Origin of the sequence: Bacillus sp. 7884-1 (assembly GCF_002272245.1) — a bacterium.
Classification (GTDB): Bacteria; Bacillota; Bacilli; order Bacillales; family Cytobacillaceae; genus Neobacillus.
On record NZ_NPDD01000112.1, the window covers coordinates 1 to 17,377 of the forward strand.

A 17,377-nucleotide genomic window follows, 5' to 3' on the forward strand; every position below is an offset into this window, starting at 1 on the left:
GAAGCGCCTGGAGCACAAATCAACAGCCAAGTTTACACAGCCAAAAACAAAACAGAGTTGGAAGTGGTCTCTATGATCAATAATAGGTATACGAAAATCTCATTTTTTATCGTTTTAATTTTTGGCCTAGGATTGTTTTATATCGGAACCGATGGATTCACCGCATTTACTGCCGAGACTGCCAGAGTGCAGCAGCTTAAAGATGATAAACCTCAATTCCCTAATGTTACGCTTGAAGACAGCATGGGACGAAAATATTCAATCTCTGAATTTGAAGATAAATATGTATTTATTACATTTCTCTATACATCCTGTACCACGGTTTGTCCTGAATTAGAATATAATATGAAACAAGTTTACGATAAACTGCCGAGTGGCGTTAAAGGAGAAGACATTGTCTTTTTAAGCATAAGCTTCGATCCCCGAAGAGATACACCCGCTGTATTAAACAAGTACAAAGACTTTTTTAAAAGTGATGGTGAAACCTGGCGGATGGCAAGAATCCCGGACCAGGCTGAGTTAGATTCATTATTAAAAGCATTTGGTGTCATTGTAATTCCAGATGAGAACGGGAATTTTGCTCATAATTCTGCTTTTTATTTAGTGAATAAAAAAGGAAGTCTAATTGATGTAATGGACTATAAAAAAATCGACGAAGCTGCTCAAAAAGTTATGAACATCCTAGAAAGAGGGGAGGAGTAAGCTGTGAATCAATCATTTTATGGTATGCTTTTATGGATTTTCCTAGTTGCTCCTCCTGTTGCAAACTTTATGGAATCTGTTATGGTCATCCATATGCATATGCAAATGCCGATGCTGGTAATTGCGGGAATGTTAATGGCACGTTTTTTCCAAAAACGATTTCCTCATTTTTTTGAAAAATGGAACAGCAATGGGGTTCCAGGAATTACGTTATTTGTTCTTATCGTGGTATACTGGATGTTACCGCGAACAATGGATGAAGCATTAACTTCTCACCTTGTAGAAGGATTTAAATTTATTAGTTTACCATTTTTAGCTGGAATTTCTTTAAGAGACAGCTGGAAAAAACTCAATCCATTCGGGAAAAATTCGATTATTATTAGTTTTACCGTTTTGTTTATAGGCTTAGGATGGTTATATATTTGGTCACCTGTACAATTGTGTAATAACTATCTGGTAATCCAGCAAGTTACTCTTGGATGGGGCTTTTTAACGACTGCAATTGGGATGATAGTTTATTTAGGCTATAACTTTTTTATCGACCCTTCCGCATATGAATGAGAGGGCAGGCAGGAGCGAATGAATGAAAGAACACAATTATGATGAATTGCTGAATATCGAAACGGAAGGAAATCATAGGGGATATAACAAGTCCTTCCATTATCACCGTTACGAGCCAACTCCCTATAGTGCACTTGAAAAACTATTCGAAGAATATGAATTAACTAGCAGCGACCATATCGTTGATTTTGGCTGTGGAAAAGGAAGACTCAACTTCTTTATTCATCACCTATTTCAGGCTTCCGTTACAGGGATTGAGATGAACGAAAAGCTATGCGAAGAAGCGATGGAGAACAAAGCGAATTATTTAATAAAAGCGAAAGATAATAAAGGAGAGATTCAATTTCAATGCTGCTTGGCAGAGAAATATGAAATTAAACCTCTTGATAACACTTTTTACTTTTTTAACCCATTTACGATCCCGATTTTTTGGAAAATCATTAATAATATTTTGGTTTCGGTAGAAAAATTTAAACGGGAAGTAGACGTGATTTTATATTATCCATCTGAGGATTATATCTACTATTTAGAAAACCATACGTTATTTGAATTAATAAAAGAAATTCAACTTCCTGGTTTATATGAGAATAATGCCAATGAGCGATTTTTAATTTATCGTCTGGCCTATTAAACAGCCCTCGCAGTCTAATTAAGACAATGGAGGGCTATTTTTGTATGGTCTGATTTTTATAAATTAATTTCATTACGGCATTTTCTAATGTTTTATCTTTGTGGTTACGAATCCAATTATCAGGAATCGTCTTATAGCGGCAGTTGCTGCTTTTTAAATAGTTATAGATGATTTGAGCTTCGTCAATTTCATCTCTATCAAGTTCCTTGTTGGCTTTAAATGAAACATCCTTAAAGTGTGTCATAATGATCCTGCCAAGTTGTTCTCTAGAAGTCTTAACAATATCAAACCTCTTACTAAAAAGGATTTTATTGCGTTTAATGAGAAAAAGTTTAAAAGTTTCATCACTTAAATATTCAAGAACTGCTATATTTTTACTTTTCTCTGTAAATTCAATGGCTTTTTCCTTCTTTATTAAGAAGTTAATAGCCTCAATCCTGTCTCGATATTTTGCTGCAGCTTCGAAATCGAAATTCTCAGAAGCTGTTGCCATGCGCTCCTTCATTTCTTCAAGAATACCCATGTCCATGCCAGATAGTAATGCGATGATGTTGTCCAGTATTGCATTATACTCAGAAATCGCAGTACCCCCGCGACACACGCCAATACATAAGCCTAAAGAATAATTTAAGCAGGGAGCCGTAGTTTTTTTGTTGCTGCTGCAAAGGATTTTATAGGATTCCTTTATTCCAATAATCGCTTGTTCAACTCTATTCTTACTTGGGTATGGACCAAAATATAGCTTTCCATCCTGGTCATTTCGATTGTTTGTAATCCCAAATGTACGATACTCATTATTCCTATCAATGACGATATAGGAGTAGGACTGGGGACTTTTCATCATTTTATTGAATAGCGGTTTTATCTCGCGAATTAATTTACATTCCAGCATAAACGCTTCAAATTCGGTGTCTGTTAACAGAATATCAAAATCTCTAATATTGCTGACAAGCTTTATAATCTTTTGCGGATGTGCCTTTGATTGATGGAAATAGGATTGAACACGTCTTTTAAGATTTTTTGCCTTGCCGACATAAATAATAGAGCCGCGGGAATCTTTCATTAAATAGACTCCAGGGGTTGAGGGAAGATTTTTCACCTTTTCTTTTATAAAAATAATACTCTCCCCCTTTCCCCATTTTTCTTCATTTTACCATAATAAAATAACCAGATTGAGTAAAACAATCTGGTAAAAAAGCCTTTATGAAGGTGATTTTGAATAAAGAATATACAATAGTACTAACATGACGATATCCAATCTCGCCTTAAATGCAAAAGGCAGTATTCCGCTGGTTATGAGTGGGAGCTTTGTTAGCAGTATGGCCGCAATCATAATCCCAATTAAAGGGATAACTGCATTTTTTACACTGCGGTTAAGTAAAATGAGTATGCCGCAAATAATCTCTAGAAAGGCTGTCACATACAACAGGATATCTGGGAAAGGCAGCCCTAAACCGATAAACACTTCCAAAAGTTCTGTGCTGAATAATTTCATCATACCTGACGTAATAAAGACAAATGCAACAGCATATCGGATTAAACTAACTGTTGTCAACGAATGATTAATGTCCATTCCTCCTTTGTTAAATGTATTCAAAGGATAGGACAAACCATGAATGAAATAGTAAAATTTTTAAAAAATAGGGTTAATAATGTCGTGAAAAGCAGAAAATATAATTGCCCGAGAGGGGAGGAGAGGCTCTAATATGAGCTTCTCCTCTCTTGCGTAATAGGGGAAATATGACATTTATCATGTCCAGGTCATGACAGCTATATCTACAAAAGAGTGTATTACTAGGGCTATACTCATGATAACAAGGCTGTGTTAAAGATAATTATTGAGTTTTGCACCCTGTTGAATTACGTGGAAGGCACGAGACTCCTGCGGGAGGACGGGGCAGGGGAGACCCCGCAGACGCTTTAGCGGCGAGGAGGCTCCCCGTACCGCCCGCGGAAAGCGAAGTGCCTGGAGCGTAAATCAACAGGCCAGGTTAACACAGCCAACAAATAAGAGGAAGGGAATTAAGTTATGATGGAACAAAACCAAAAGAATTTACGAAAACAAGTTGCACCTTATGAAAAATCAAATCTACGAGCAAGCATTTGGCAGATGATAAATACCCTGGTACCTTTCTTTTTACTGTGGACTCTTGCTTATCAAAGCCTTACCATTTCTTACATACTAACGTTGGGGATTTCTGTTCTAGCGGCAGGATTTTTAGTGAGGACTTTCATCATTTTTCATGATTGCTGTCATCACTCCTTTTTTAAGAACCGGAAAGCAAATACGATTCTTGGAACGATTACCGGAATATTGACCGTTTTTCCCTATCACCAATGGCAGCATGATCACTCAGTACATCATGCAACGAGCAGTAATTTAGATAAGCGGGGAACGGGAGATATCTGGGTACTGACAGTGGATGAATACTTAGCTGCTTCAACATGGGAAAGATTAAAATATCGGTTGTATCGGAATCCCCTTGTTATGTTTGGATTAGGTCCTATATATGTATTCCTGCTTAAAAACCGCTTTAATAGAAAAGGTGCACGGTTCAATGAACGTATGAACACCTATATAACCAATGCAGGGATTGCTGCTTTAGTAGCTTTGTTTTGCTTAACGCTTGGATGGGAGCAATTCCTATTGGTACAAGGCCCAATCTTTTTAATATCAGGTTCGCTGGGAATATGGCTGTTTTATGTGCAGCATACCTTTGAAGATTCATACTTTGAGGAAGATAAGCATTGGGAATATGTGAAAGCGGCAGTTGAAGGCAGTTCCTTCTATAAGCTTCCGAAGGTTTTACAATGGCTAACGGGAAATATTGGCTACCATCATGTACACCACCTAAGCCCAAGAGTACCTAATTATAAGCTGGAGGAAGCGCATTATAATACACTGCCCTTGCAAAATGTTCCAACCATTACATTAGCAACAAGTCTAAGTTCGCTTAAATTCCGTCTCTTCGATGAACAAAACAAGAAGTTTGTTGGCTTTAAGGAAATCAAGGTTCTAGTAAAAGAACAGAAAAAGTTTCTTAGACCGGAGAAAGTATGAAACGACAAGCCCCTGTTATGGGGCTTGTCGTTATTTCTGTTCTAAAATAAGGTTAGAGTCGAATAAATTGTAGTAAATGAAGATAGTGGCTAATTGTGGTAATATTAAGGTGATAAACTATTATAAGCTGAAAATGAGGTTCTATTATGATAAAAAGGTATATGACATTCCAGAAAAATAGCGGTATATCACCTTATATTTGGACCATTCTTTGCATTTTGCCATTTTATTTTATTTTTCAAACATCCTCGCCTATTAAAATCATCGTTGGGATCATCCTAACCATTCTCTTTTTTATCTTCTATCGAATTGCATTCATTTCGAAGGGGTGGCCCGTTTATCTCTGGACCTTCATCTTAATAGGTATTTCGATTACATCAACCAGCCTTTTTAGCTATGTATATTTTGCTTTTTTTCTCTCCTATTTTATTGGAAACATCAAAGAGCGAATTACCTTTCTAACCTTATATTTTATTCATTTAATAAGTACGTCCGCCTCTATTAATTTCAGTATTGTCCAGCAGGATGAGCTTTTTCTAAAGCAATTGCCTTTTGTCATCATCATTTGGATAAGCGTCATTTTGCTTCCATTTAATATTCATAACAAGAAAGAAATGGGGCAGTTGGAGGAAAAGCTAGAGGATGCCAATAAGCGGATTTCAGAGTTAGTTAAGTTAGAAGAGCGTCAGCGGATTGCCCGTGACCTCCATGACACATTAGGCCAGAAGCTTTCACTTATTGGATTAAAAAGTGATTTAGCAAGAAGATTAATTACAAAAGACCCGGATCAGGCACGTAATGAATTAAAGGACGTGCAGCAAACGGCAAGAACAGCGTTAAGTGAAGTAAGAAAAATGGTGTCTTCAATGAGAGGAATCCGGTTAAAAGATGAGATTGTACGGGTGAAACAAATATTGAAGGCTGCTGAAATAAACTTCGAGGGAAACCAGGATATTTCCATAAAAAATGTTCCCTTATTAACCGAAAACATTCTAAGCATGTGCTTAAAAGAGGCAGTAAACAATGTAGTCAAACACAGTGGCGCCACATCTTGTTCTATATCAATTGTGCAATCGTGGAAGGAAATGGTGATGACCATCCATGATAATGGAGTGTTTAAAAGCGAAGGTGATAATGAAAACAGAGGCAGCGGACTTTTAGGAATGAAAGAACGTCTGGAGTTTATTAATGGCAGCTTAGAGCTTCTAACAAAAGAAGGAACAACTTTATTAATTAGAGTGCCCAATGACGTAAAGCCAAGAGATAAAGAGGAGGCGTAAAAATGATTAGAATTGTAATTGCAGAGGACCAGCAGATGCTGTTGGGCGCCTTCGGTTCACTTCTAAATTTGGAAGAGGATATGGAAGTGGTTGGCAAGGCTTCAAATGGGGAAGAAGCAGTAGCTTTGGTACGTAAGCATGAGCCTGATATTTGTATAATGGACATTGAAATGCCAGGGAAAACAGGACTGGAAGCGGCAGAAGAGATAAAAGGATTAAAATGCAAAGTGATCATTCTAACCACCTTTGCTCGGACTGGCTATTTCCAACGTGCACTAAAAGCAGGGGTAAGAGGCTATTTATTAAAGGACAGTCCAAGCGAAGAGCTGGCAAGCTCCATCCGTCGTGTTATGGAGGGAAAACGGATTTACGCACCGGAGCTAATGGATGATGTCTACTCCGAAGAAAATCCACTTACAGATCGTGAAAAAGAAGTACTTGAACTCGTCGCCGATGGCAAAAACACACAAGAAATCGCAGAACAACTCAGCATCAAAACAGGAACCGTCCGCAACTACATCTCAACCATCCTAGACAAACTAGACGTCAAAAACCGAATCGAAGCCATCAAACAATCCAAAGAAAAAGGCTGGTTCAAATGAAAGTGGTGCCTGTCACCGCTCGTGGACACTGTCCACCCCATATGGACACCTTGGAAAATAATTGAAACAGGATGCTGATCCTGTTTCTTTTTATTGTGGCGGTCATGTTATAATTAGACTGAAAATTATGATTATTAAAAAGGAGTGGGCTTTGGATGAGTTTAACTTCGCATGAAACGGAGACGAGGGGTAAGAATACGTATAGTTTTGATGAATTTGTTACAAGACGTCAGAGTTTGGATTGGTATCGTGATGAACCATTTTTGCAAAAGGTTGTAAAGAAATATACTGAGGCTCAGTTTGAACAGGTTCACGAGAAAATCCTCACTTTTTCGCCTAGGGTGTCTTCGAAATGGAATACATTAGCTGAACGAAATGCGAGACCTGAGGCTCGTCCTTATATGCTTCATTATGATGCTTTTAATCATCGAATTGACCGTATCGTCCGTCCTCTCGAAGTACATCAGTTAGAGTATGAAGTATTTGGCGAAGGGCTTTTTTCGAGTAAAATGCCGCCTTGGGAAAGCTTTGTGAAAAGAATGCTGACACACCAAATCGGTGAAGGTGGAGTGACCTGTCCATTAACCTGTACCCATGGATTAATTGCACTGCTTGATCAATTCCCCAATAATGAGATACCAGAACTTCACGAAATATTACTACATACAAAAGAGGGGATAAATGGGGAATTTGCGATAGGTGCTCAATTTATGAGTGAAATTCAAGGCGGTTCAGACCTGCCTGCGAATGTGCTTGAAGCCGTACCTGACGGTAGAAATTATCGTCTACACGGGAATAAGTTTTTCTGTTCCGCTGCTCATGCTGAGTATTCAGTTGTGACCGCAAAAATAACTGGGACCAACAAGGTATCAACATTTATCGTTCCAGCATGGCTTCCCGGAGATAAGGAGAAGGAAAAACGAAATGGTTACGAAATCAATCGGATAAAATGGAAGCTTGGTACTGCCGAATTGCCAACAGCTGAAATTCAATATAACGGTGCATTAGCTTATCCGATTGGACCTAAGGACAAGGGGATTGCCGTCGCGGTGGGAATTGTTCTTACATTATCGAGGCTGGAGATTGGCATTGCCTGTGCCGGATTTATGCTTCGGGCATCTAGAGAGGCCAACCTTTATGGTGACTTCCGAACAGTCTTTGGTAAAAAGGTGAAGGACTATCCGCTAGCCGCTAGCAAATTGAAGAAAATCGAAAACGCTGCCAATAGAACAACTGCAGGGGCTTTTAAAATTTATGATCTTTTCTTGCGCTTGGAGAAGCCTTTAAATCCAGGAATAAAATCTGATCATCCTATCGAAGTTAGAAAACAGCTATTTAACTTACGAGAACTTGTCTTACTGCAAAAAATATGTGCGACAAATGAGGGAGCGGAAGTACTTCGAGAGGCCATTTCAATATTTGCTGGTCATGGGGTAATGGAGGAATTCTCCGCACTTCCAAGAATTTTCCGTGATGTTGTCGTCAATGAACAGTGGGAAGGCCCGCGTAATCTGCTTCTCACCCAAATTTATCGTGATCTTCAGAGAGTAGCAGATTGGTATTCTCCAGCTGATTTTGTCGGTAATGTATTAGGTGGGGCACCACATGAAACCATTGACAAATTCTCAAATCAGCTGGAGGATCTACTCCAAAGACCAGTTCTAGGAGAAGTAAGTGAAGCTTCAATGAAAGCCGCTGAAGAATGGGACACATTTTGTGATTCCTTCTTTAAAGCGTTCCAGGAAACAGCCTTAGCAGAAATCGAATAACATGTTTGGCCAGCCATTGTCTTCCACACCAATGGCTGGCTTTAATTTTTTCAAAAATTAGGCAAACTTAGGTATTGACCTTAACGTTGCGTAAAGGTGTATGGTTATTTATGAGGAGATGATCACATGGAATATACAATACAAAAACTAGCTAGTCTCGCAGGTGTCAGTACTCGAACACTCAGGTATTATGATGAAATTGGAATTCTTAAGCCGGCAAGAATCAATTCATCTGGATATCGGATCTATGGACAGGAGGAAGTAAATACTCTTCAGCAAATCCTATTCTATAGAGAGCTAGGAGTCGGTTTGGACAGCATCAAGGAGATTGTAACGGCGCCTTCCTTTGATGGGGCAAAAGCACTGCGGGAGCATCGTGAAAAACTCCTCGAAAAAAAAGAACGACTAGATTTATTAATCGCCAATGTCGATAAAACGATAGCACTTACGGAAGGGAGAATAACCATGTCAAATAAAGAAAAATTTGAAGGTTTTAAGAAAAAGATGGTTGAAGATAACGAGAAAAAGTATGGGAAGGAAATCCGTGAAAAATATGGCAAGGAAAGTGTGGAGGCTTCAAATGCAAAAGTAATGAACATGACAGAGGAGCAATATCAAGAGGTAACTGCTTTAGCAGAACAAATCCACACTACACTCGCTAAAGCATTTAAAACAGGAGATCCCGCTGGAGAATTAGCTCAAAAAGCTGCCGAATTACACAAACAATGGCTAACTTATTATTGGAAGGAATATAGCAAAGAAGCCCATGCAGGTCTAGCACAAATGTATGTGGATGATGAAAGGTTTACAGCTTATTATGACAAAGAACAACCTGGTACCGCATTGTTCCTAAAGGACGCGATTCATATCTACACAGGTCAAAAAAACTAATGGTTAAGGCTCACCCAATAATCGTTTTGGGTGAGCTTTTTATATTTTCACAGTAATAGGTGTAGAATAAAGTAAGGATATATAAGAATTAACCATGGAAAGGCGAAAATTATGGTTGAAAAATACAGTTTAGAGATTTTGAATAGGCCCGACCTATTTTATCAGTTGATTAATAATATGACTGATTTAGTCTTTTTGACAAAAGTAAATCCTAATAAATCATTAAGCTATGTTATTTTAAATAAACCAGCTAAAGACCTTTAAGGATTAACAAATGAATCCTTTGGCAGGCCGATAGAAGAGGTTCTTCCAAGCAATGCTTATCATATTATCAAGAGAAAATACGAAGAAGCAATAGAAAAGAAAAAGCCAATCAAATACGAAGATATGGTTATTGTTTCGCCTCTTCTGCAAAACAATAATCATGGAATCATTTATTGGGAATCGACGATCACCCCTGTGTTTAATCAAGACGGTGTGTGTACTCATTTGTTAGCCATTGTTCGTAATCTAACAGAACAAAGAGAGAAAGAAAATGAAATACAAAGAATAAAAGACCGCTTGGAGCTCGTTTGGAATAGTGTTGCGGATGTCATGTTTACATTTGATAAAAATGAAGATATTGTATCAGTTAATAAAGCATTTGAAAAATTATTAGGCTGGAAGGCAGAAGATCTGGTAAAGGATAAATCCATCAGTTTTATCCCTGAGGATGATAAAGAAGACCTAAGAAAAGTCATTGAAAGAGTAAAAAACGGCGAGACAGTGACTTCTCATGAGGTAAAACGAATAACAAGAAGTGGTGAAATGATTTATTTTCTTGGCTCGTTTTCGCCTCTTTATGATCAGAATGGTGATTGGGATGGAGGTGTAGTTGCATATAAAAACATCACGGAAAGAAAGAAATATGAAGATAAGTTAAAAGAGTTAGCTCTTCATGACCCATTAACGGGTCTTCCAAATAGAACTTACTTTTCACAATGTCTAAAAATAGAGATGGAAAAAGCAAACCTATCTAAACTGTTACTTTCAGTTTTTGCACTTGATATCGACCAATTTAAAGAAATTAATGATACGTATGGACATGACATTGGTGATGAGGTGTTAAAGGAATTTGCCAAACGCGTTAAAAGAGCAATTAGGAAAAATGATTTCCTCGCAAGAATTGGAGGAGATGAGTTCGTTATATTAATACCCGAGTTAACAGAAAAGACAAAGATTGTAGAAATAGCCGATAGAATCCAACAATGTCTCGGTGATGAATGGATCATTGCCAATGAAAAAATAAAAATTACTTCAAGTATTGGAATCTCATTTTACAACCAATTTGACTTAGAAGAAAAAACACTATTTAAAAACGCTGACCTAGCTTTATATGAAGCAAAGAAAAAAGGAAGAAATAATTATCAAATTTATAATGATCAAAAAACCGGCTAATGTTGAATTGGCCTGTTTTTATTTTTTGAAGATTGTTACTAGATAATATTTGGTTATCGCAAGATACTCTCTTAGATATGACTTTGGAATGGCTACAGTAGGAGTTTCTGCAGGAATTCCTTGTAAATTCAAACCCTGATCTTTAGCAATGGACTTGGCACGATAAAGATGAAAATCATTCGTTACAAGTAATCCATTTTCAAGATAATCCGGAATGAGTTTCTTTGAAAAACGAATATTTTCAACTGTGTCTGTTGATTTATCTTCTAGTATGATTCTATTACTAGAAATTCCATGTACAAGTAAGCCCTCTTTAATTGCTTCCGCCTCAGTAATATCTTCTCCTGGTCCTTGTCCTCCAGATGCAATCGCAATGGTTTCTTTGTTTTTCTTCATATAATTTGCTGCAGCATCAATCCGATATTGAAGAGCCAAAGAAGGTATTTCACCTTTAACTCGTGCCCCAAGAATAATGATATAGTCAGCATGCAACGGTACTTCACTATTCGTGTGGTCCCTAATCTTAGAATGTAAGAAAGCAAAGTATAGTATCACACTGAGTGTGAGAACGCTTAAAACCATAAGAAAGGTCTTCCTTTTACCCATCAAATCCGTCCTTCTATGTATAATCTTTTCTACTTTTTATTCTACCATAGTTGATTTCCTCTTCCCTATATATGTTAAATTACTGGGAATTTTTTAATATTCCCTTGGCATACTAAACGAGACAAAGAGTAAAGGAGTTTAGCGTATGAACTTTTATCCATATGAAGAAGATTCACTGCTTTTTTCAAAGAAATCAGCACGAAATGTTTTTATCGTGTTAGTGATTATATTTTTTTCTGTTTATATTGGATCAGAACAATTTGGATATTTCGATATGGCCTTATACGGATATTTGTGGGCAACTGTTTTGTGCTTTGTACTGCTGACAATCAGAATCACCTCGTGGACCTTACGTCCTCCAACTAGAAGGCTGTGGAAGCAAGGTATCAAAATGATGTTCAGTGCTAAAGGGCTTGCCTTCGTCTTTAAGACTTTGTACACCAATATCGGAGAGCAAAGGTTTATTAGAAATCGGTCCGTTTATCGCTGGGCAATGCATATGTTCATTTCTTGGGGAGTTATTTTCTCATTTGCCATTACCTTTTCCCTTGTACTTAACTGGCTTCATTTTGAATTAGTTGAACCTAAAACCTATGCGGCAGTGGTTTTTGGGATTCCAATGTTTCGAATGGGAGTTGACTCACCTCTCGCTATTGCCATTTATCACGGTTTAAATTGGACAGGAATTGCTGTCATTATTGGCTGCGGTATGGCGCTGTATCGAAGAGTTACAGACGAAAAAAAGATTGTTGAGCAATCAAAAGAATATGATTTCTTTCCACTCTTTCTACTAATAGCAATCTCAATAACTGGCTCCTTATTAACCGTGTCTGCGTTGTGGATGGAGGGGGCTTTCTACTTAGGAATTGCGCTTGCTCACCAAGTAACCGTCATCGTTTTTCTTTTATATTTTCCTTTCAGCAAATTCTGGCATTTACCACTTCGATTTTTAGCTGTAATGGTTCCGATGTACCATGCAATGGGAGAACAGAAGGAATGTGCAAGATGTGGCATAGAATATGCAACGGCTACACAAATCAAGGATGTTCAATTGGCATTAGAAAAAAGACATTTGTCTGTACCCATTGACCACACAACGCTGCATTTTTCAGACTTGTGTTCACAGTGCCGGAGAGTTAGTCACAGATTAGGAGCCTATGGGGCAAAAGTTCATTTCCGTAAGGCTAACCTCGTGTTAGAAAGTAATGAGAAAAACGGACTTCAATTGAAGAAGGGAGGAGATCAATAGATGGGTCATGCACAAAATAAAGACTACTCCCAAAGAGATTACGATGCGATTTTACGAGATGGCGAGGAGCTGATTTCTACTCATTGCTGCTTCTGTGGTATGCAATGTGGAATGAACATTCGAGTCAAAAAAGAGGATCAATCGGTCCTCGGTGTTGAGCCTAGATATGATTTTCCGATGAATGGGGGCAGGCTTTGCCCGAAAGGAGTAAGCGCTTATCGACAGGCAGAGCACGTGGAACGGCTTAAGCACCCGCTTATTCGGAAAAATGGCAAGCTTGAACAAGCTACATGGGATGAGGCAATGGATTTGATTGTATCGAAAATCCAAGAAATTCAAGGCAAGTATGGAAAAGATGCCTTTGGAATTTATAGCGGTTCATCGATGACAAACGAAAAGTGTTATTTAATGGGCAAATTTGCACGGATTGGACTAGGGACAAAAAATATCGATTACAACGGACGTTATTGCATGTCATCAGCATCTGTCGGATTCAACCAAAGTATTGGAATTGACAGGGGATCAACCAATCCCTGGTCTGACATCAAATTTGCGGATGTTTTGTTGATTGCAGGTTCTAACACTGCTGAGTGTCACCCATTATCAATGCCTTATATTTGGGGTGCTAGAGATCGCGGGGCTAAATTAATTGTCGTCGATCCTAGACAAACAAAAACAGCACTAGTAGCAGATGTCCATTTAGACATTCGTCCAGGAACCGATGTGGCGATAGCAAATGGCTTACTGCATGTCATGATTGAAGAAGATTTAGTAGATCATGACTTTATTCAAAACCATACAACTGGTTACGAAGAAGTAAAGGAACTTGTAAAGAAATATACACCTGCACATGTTTCTGAAATTACAGGTGTTGCGGTTGACAAAATCATAACTGCTGCCCGCCTATTCGGTCAGGCAAAAACCGGTATGACTATGTTCGCACGCGGGGTTGAGCAGCATGCGACAGGCACAGATTCCGTTTCAAACTATGTAAATCTGTGTTTAGTAACTGGGAAAATGGGGAAAAAAGGTTCAGGGGTTGCAACCTTTACGGGTCAAGGAAATGGCCAAGGCGGCAGGGAACATGGCCAAAAAACGGATCAGCTTCCAGGGTTCCGAAAGATTACTGACCCGAAAGCACGAGAATATATCGCTGGTGTTTGGGGTGTCGATGAATCAGAAATTCCAGGACCGGGGTTATCGGCCTTTGAAATGCTTCAGGCACTTGGAAAAGAAATTAAGGGATTGTTACTAATCTGCAGTAATCCAATTGTTTCCTCCCCAACCGTTAGTGATGTAGGTGAGTATCTAAAGAGTTTAGACTTTTTTGTTTGCATGGATTTCTTTTTGTCAGAATCAGCAGAGCTAGCGGATGTTGTACTTCCATCTACCGTTTGGATTGAAGACAATGGAACCATGACAAATGTTGAAGGACGGGTATTACGAGTGAAAGGTATTGATCGTACACCTGGTGAAACAAAACGGGACTGGAAGGTCATTTGTGATATTGCGGAACGACTTGGCAGGGGGCAATACTTTCAATTTAATTCACCAGAAGATATCTTTAATGAGCTTCGGGTTGCAAGTAAAGGCGGTACCGCAGATTATTACGGAATTACCTACGAAAAGCTCGATAAAATGCAGGGGGTATTTTGGCCTTGCCCAACTGAGGAATCGGAAGGGCTGCCAAGATTGTTTGAGGATTTGAAATTTAATTTCCCTGATGGAAAAGCAAGAATTTTAGCATTTGAACACAAAGGTCCAAATGAGAAAACGAGTAAGGAATACCCAATCTTTTTATCGACTGGACGAGTTGTCTTCCACTATTTAAGTGGAAATCAAACAAGGAGGATTGAGGCTCTGCGTAATTTATGTCCAGACCCCTATGTGGAGATTCACCCCAACTTGGCGAAAAAATATAACATTGAACATGGAGAACCTATAAAGATATCAAGCCCTAGGGGCAGCATCGAGCTCCCAGCTAGAGTTACAAAAATCACGAGAGAGGATATGGTATTCGTTCCCTATCATTGGGGGAAATCCTTGGCAATCAATCATTTGACGAATCCCGCATTAGAACCGAAATCGAAAATACCAGAATTCAAGGTTTGCGCAGTCAAATTAGAAAAGGTCGTCTCACATGCAGGTGAAAAGCATGGCTAAGGTTTTATATATTGATTACGAAAGATGTATTGGCTGCCGGGCTTGTGTTATTGGTTGTGAAGAATGCAGTGGACATGATCATTTATCAAGAATGTTTGTTGATGAGTTATATCCAGGAGAAACGGTGGCAGCCTCACCAACCCCTTGTATGCACTGTGTAACACCTGCATGTGCTGAATCATGTCCTGTGCAAGCAATTGCAGTCGCGGATGATGGAACGGTATTATCTGCCTCATTAGAAAAATGCATTGGCTGTAAAAACTGTACATACGCTTGTCCATTTGGAATTCCACGGGTGGATGATGTGAAAAAAGTAATGTACAAGTGTGATATGTGTTATGACCGGACTTCTAAAGGAAGACCGCCAATGTGTGCAAGTGTTTGTCCGACGGATACGATTCGCTTTGTGGATGAACACGAAATTAAATCCGAACCACCTAAGGAAGTTCAGTTTAAGTGGGATTTCGGCGGTACAGTGATTGAAACAAGGACTGTCATTGGAATGCCGGATACTGAGACAAACAGATATGGATTTAGAGAAGGCGTTGGTGTTCAATCATGAAGAAAATAGAGGGATTTCTTCGAAAGCTGTCTTTTAATATCAGAAGAGATAAAGAATTAGAATTAAATAGAAGGGGCTTTATCGCTTCTTCCTTATCGTTAATGGGCGTATTATTTGTAAGCTCAACCCCTTTAATGGCGTTATCAAAAAATTGCGAAGAAGAAGCCCATGATTCCGAGGTGTTTATTGTAAATGAAAAAGATATCGCTGTAGGACAGAGTATTTCATTCTATTATCCTGATGAGAATGATTCTGCGATATTGGTAAGAATCTCTGAAAAGGAATATAGGGCCTATAACAGTAAATGTACGCATTTAATGTGTCCAGTTTATTGGGAAAAGGATACGGGGAAGTTAACCTGCCCGTGTCATAATGGCTTCTTTAATGTGGAGGATGGGTCTGTTCTTGCGGGACCGCCGCCAAGGGCGCTTCCTTCCATTAAGTTGAAATTTAAAGGTAAAAAAATCTACGCTGTTGGAATCACTCAGGCTCAGCATTAGGAGGCGGGTTTTATGAAAATGGCATGGTGGGTTTTTATGAGTCTGCTGACCGTGCAAATTATTCTTATTCAATACATGGTAGAGGAATATCTGGCAGGTCATTACGGAAATCTTTTTTATTATGTATTGGCCTTAGGCTTTATGTTTGTTTTGACACTGATAACATATCTATTCTTTAGAAGAGTGGATAAGGTAATGGATCATTAAAGGAGGACGAATGGGTTGCAAATGAATGATGAGAAAATAACTTCTGTTGTAAAAGACTTCTTTCATAAAATTCATGCAGATGACCTGATGAGCAAATTTTTTAAGGACCATGATCAGGAGAGAATTCAGCATCACCCGCAGACATTTTTACAGCATGGATTGGGTGAAGGAAAATATAGCAATGAACAGATAGCAAACGCACATAAAGATATTCCAATCAACGATGAGCATTTTGAAGCAATGGTCGGAAATTTCATTTCAACACTGGATGATAACGGGTTTAGTGCGGATGACAAACAAAAGATACATGGAATATTACAAGGATATAAAGGCGATATTATAGGAAAATAAAATAGTGGTGCCCCGTGATGGGGACACCACTATTTTTTTAGGCAATTGAATTCTGCACGGTTTCAGCTAAATCGTTGTATTTATCGAATAGCAGGGAACCTCTTTTATAGATAGAAGGTTCATAATCATCTTCTTTTGGAGCTAATATTGGCAGCTGGGCAATGAGATTTGTCCCCAGTTTTGATGCTAGCTGTTCCGAACCGCCTTTGCCAAATAGATAATACTTTTGTTCGAGATCTGGCGGCTGAAAATATGCCATATTTTCGACGATACCTAAGATATTATGATTATTGCTTGCAGCCATTTTGCCTGCTCGTTCTGCGACATGTGAAGCGGTTGGATGTGGAGTTGTGACAACAATCTGATTGGAGCTTGGAATCAGCCGGTTCACATCCATGGCAACATCACCTGTCCCAGGCGGCATATCGATAATGCAGTAATCCAAAGGACCCCAAATCACTTCATTGATAAATTGATTTATTACTTTTCCAAGCATAGGCCCGCGCCAAACAACAGGATCGTTATTTTTTACGATAAAGCCCATTGACATGATTTTTACACCATGGGATTCCACAGGGATGATTTTATTATTCATCGATTTCGGACCAAAACTAATATTCATCATGTTTGGAATACTGCTTCCATATATATCGAAATCAATTAACCCAACAGCTTTTCCTTGTCTTGCTAGGGAAACTGCAAGATTCGCAGATACAGTAGACTTACCGACCCCGCCTTTACCCGAGATCACCGAAATAACTTTTCCAGATAACATACTCTCACCTCTTTTTATTTAGGCTGTGTT

Annotated in this window: 19 protein-coding genes; 15 read left to right on the plus strand and 4 right to left on the minus strand. The window is 38.7% G+C overall.

Features of this window, described 5'->3' with window-relative positions; genetic code table 11:
• Positions 1 to 72 precede the first annotated feature (72 nt).
• From CHI06_RS13865 to CHI06_RS13875, 3 genes are read left to right on the plus strand one after another with little or no spacing between them, the layout of a single operon-like run.
• On the plus strand, positions 73 to 702 hold the full coding sequence (locus CHI06_RS13865; protein ID WP_095249167.1) for an SCO family protein: 630 nt from the start codon (positions 73 to 75) through the stop codon (positions 700 to 702).
• Between the two features lie 3 nt (positions 703 to 705).
• Positions 706 to 1,263, plus strand: coding sequence for a hypothetical protein (locus CHI06_RS13870; protein ID WP_179292622.1), 558 nt, complete (start codon positions 706 to 708; stop codon positions 1,261 to 1,263).
• A 22-nt stretch (positions 1,264 to 1,285) separates the two neighbouring features.
• Positions 1,286 to 1,894, plus strand: a complete 609-nt coding sequence (locus CHI06_RS13875; protein ID WP_095249151.1) for a methyltransferase — start codon at positions 1,286 to 1,288, stop codon at positions 1,892 to 1,894.
• Between the two features lie 34 nt (positions 1,895 to 1,928).
• On the opposite strand, the gene CHI06_RS13880 is transcribed toward CHI06_RS13875, so the two are convergent.
• Both CHI06_RS13880 and CHI06_RS13885 read right to left on the minus strand, forming a co-directional pair.
• Positions 1,929 to 2,957 (minus strand): UvrB/UvrC motif-containing protein, encoded by a 1,029-nt coding sequence (locus CHI06_RS13880; RefSeq protein WP_257009290.1) that lies wholly within the window; start codon positions 2,955 to 2,957, stop codon positions 1,929 to 1,931.
• 138 nt (positions 2,958 to 3,095) lie between these two features.
• Entirely contained in the window at positions 3,096 to 3,467 is a 372-nt protein-coding gene (locus CHI06_RS13885; protein WP_257009291.1) for a DoxX family protein, read from the minus strand.
• Positions 3,468 to 3,923: 456 nt separating this feature from the next.
• On the opposite strand from CHI06_RS13885, the gene CHI06_RS13890 reads away from it, so the two are divergent.
• The 6 genes from CHI06_RS13890 to CHI06_RS13915 all read left to right on the plus strand — a co-directional run bounded on the left by CHI06_RS13890 (position 3,924) and on the right by CHI06_RS13915 (position 10,934).
• Positions 3,924 to 4,955, plus strand: coding sequence for a fatty acid desaturase (locus CHI06_RS13890; protein WP_095249153.1), 1,032 nt, complete (start codon positions 3,924 to 3,926; stop codon positions 4,953 to 4,955).
• A 146-nt stretch (positions 4,956 to 5,101) separates the two neighbouring features.
• Positions 5,102 to 6,235, plus strand: coding sequence for a sensor histidine kinase (locus CHI06_RS13895; RefSeq protein ID WP_095249154.1), 1,134 nt, complete (start codon positions 5,102 to 5,104; stop codon positions 6,233 to 6,235).
• Between the two features lie 2 nt (positions 6,236 to 6,237).
• Positions 6,238 to 6,837, plus strand: coding sequence for a response regulator transcription factor (locus tag CHI06_RS13900; RefSeq protein ID WP_095249155.1), 600 nt, complete (start codon positions 6,238 to 6,240; stop codon positions 6,835 to 6,837).
• 155 nt (positions 6,838 to 6,992) lie between these two features.
• Positions 6,993 to 8,606 carry an acyl-CoA dehydrogenase family protein gene (locus tag CHI06_RS13905; protein WP_095249156.1) on the plus strand — a complete coding sequence of 538 codons (1,614 nt, stop codon included), beginning with the start codon at positions 6,993 to 6,995 and terminating at the stop codon, positions 8,604 to 8,606.
• Positions 8,607 to 8,732: 126 nt separating this feature from the next.
• Positions 8,733 to 9,497, plus strand: a complete 765-nt coding sequence (locus CHI06_RS13910) for a MerR family transcriptional regulator (protein ID WP_095249157.1) — start codon at positions 8,733 to 8,735, stop codon at positions 9,495 to 9,497.
• Between the two features lie 294 nt (positions 9,498 to 9,791).
• Positions 9,792 to 10,934: a diguanylate cyclase gene (locus tag CHI06_RS13915; RefSeq protein WP_257009293.1), complete on the plus strand. Its 1,143-nt coding sequence runs from the start codon at positions 9,792 to 9,794 to the stop codon at positions 10,932 to 10,934.
• Positions 10,935 to 10,952: 18 nt separating this feature from the next.
• On the opposite strand, the gene CHI06_RS13920 is transcribed toward CHI06_RS13915, so the two are convergent.
• Positions 10,953 to 11,540, minus strand: coding sequence for a YdcF family protein (locus tag CHI06_RS13920; protein ID WP_095249159.1), 588 nt, complete (start codon positions 11,538 to 11,540; stop codon positions 10,953 to 10,955).
• 145 nt (positions 11,541 to 11,685) lie between these two features.
• Here CHI06_RS13920 and CHI06_RS13925 point away from each other — a divergent pair, with 145 nt between their 5' ends.
• The 6 genes from CHI06_RS13925 to CHI06_RS13950 are packed head-to-tail and all read left to right on the plus strand — an operon-like array spanning position 11,686 to position 16,572.
• Positions 11,686 to 12,789, plus strand: coding sequence for an MFS transporter (locus tag CHI06_RS13925; RefSeq protein ID WP_095249160.1), 1,104 nt, complete (start codon positions 11,686 to 11,688; stop codon positions 12,787 to 12,789).
• The gene (gene fdhF / locus CHI06_RS13930) at positions 12,790 to 14,952 is read left to right on the plus strand and encodes a formate dehydrogenase subunit alpha (RefSeq protein ID WP_095249161.1); all 2,163 of its coding nucleotides are present in this window, start codon (positions 12,790 to 12,792) and stop codon (positions 14,950 to 14,952) included.
• Positions 14,945 to 15,514, plus strand: coding sequence for a 4Fe-4S dicluster domain-containing protein (locus CHI06_RS13935; protein ID WP_095249162.1), 570 nt, complete (start codon positions 14,945 to 14,947; stop codon positions 15,512 to 15,514). Before fdhF ends, CHI06_RS13935 begins: the two co-directional genes overlap by 8 nt.
• Entirely contained in the window at positions 15,511 to 16,014 is a 504-nt protein-coding gene (locus CHI06_RS13940; protein ID WP_095249163.1) for a ubiquinol-cytochrome c reductase iron-sulfur subunit, read from the plus strand. The genes CHI06_RS13935 and CHI06_RS13940 overlap by 4 nt, the downstream gene beginning before the upstream one ends.
• A 12-nt stretch (positions 16,015 to 16,026) precedes the next feature.
• Positions 16,027 to 16,221, plus strand: coding sequence for a hypothetical protein (locus tag CHI06_RS13945; protein WP_095249164.1), 195 nt, complete (start codon positions 16,027 to 16,029; stop codon positions 16,219 to 16,221).
• A gap of 21 nt (positions 16,222 to 16,242) precedes the next feature.
• Positions 16,243 to 16,572: a group I truncated hemoglobin gene (locus CHI06_RS13950; RefSeq protein WP_257009294.1), complete on the plus strand. Its 330-nt coding sequence runs from the start codon at positions 16,243 to 16,245 to the stop codon at positions 16,570 to 16,572.
• Positions 16,573 to 16,609: 37 nt separating this feature from the next.
• Here CHI06_RS13950 and CHI06_RS13955 read toward each other — a convergent pair whose 3' ends face one another.
• A complete protein-coding gene (locus CHI06_RS13955; protein WP_257009292.1) occupies positions 16,610 to 17,347 on the minus strand; it encodes an Mrp/NBP35 family ATP-binding protein in 738 nt (245 codons plus the stop codon).
• Between the last annotated feature and the right edge of the window lie 30 nt (positions 17,348 to 17,377).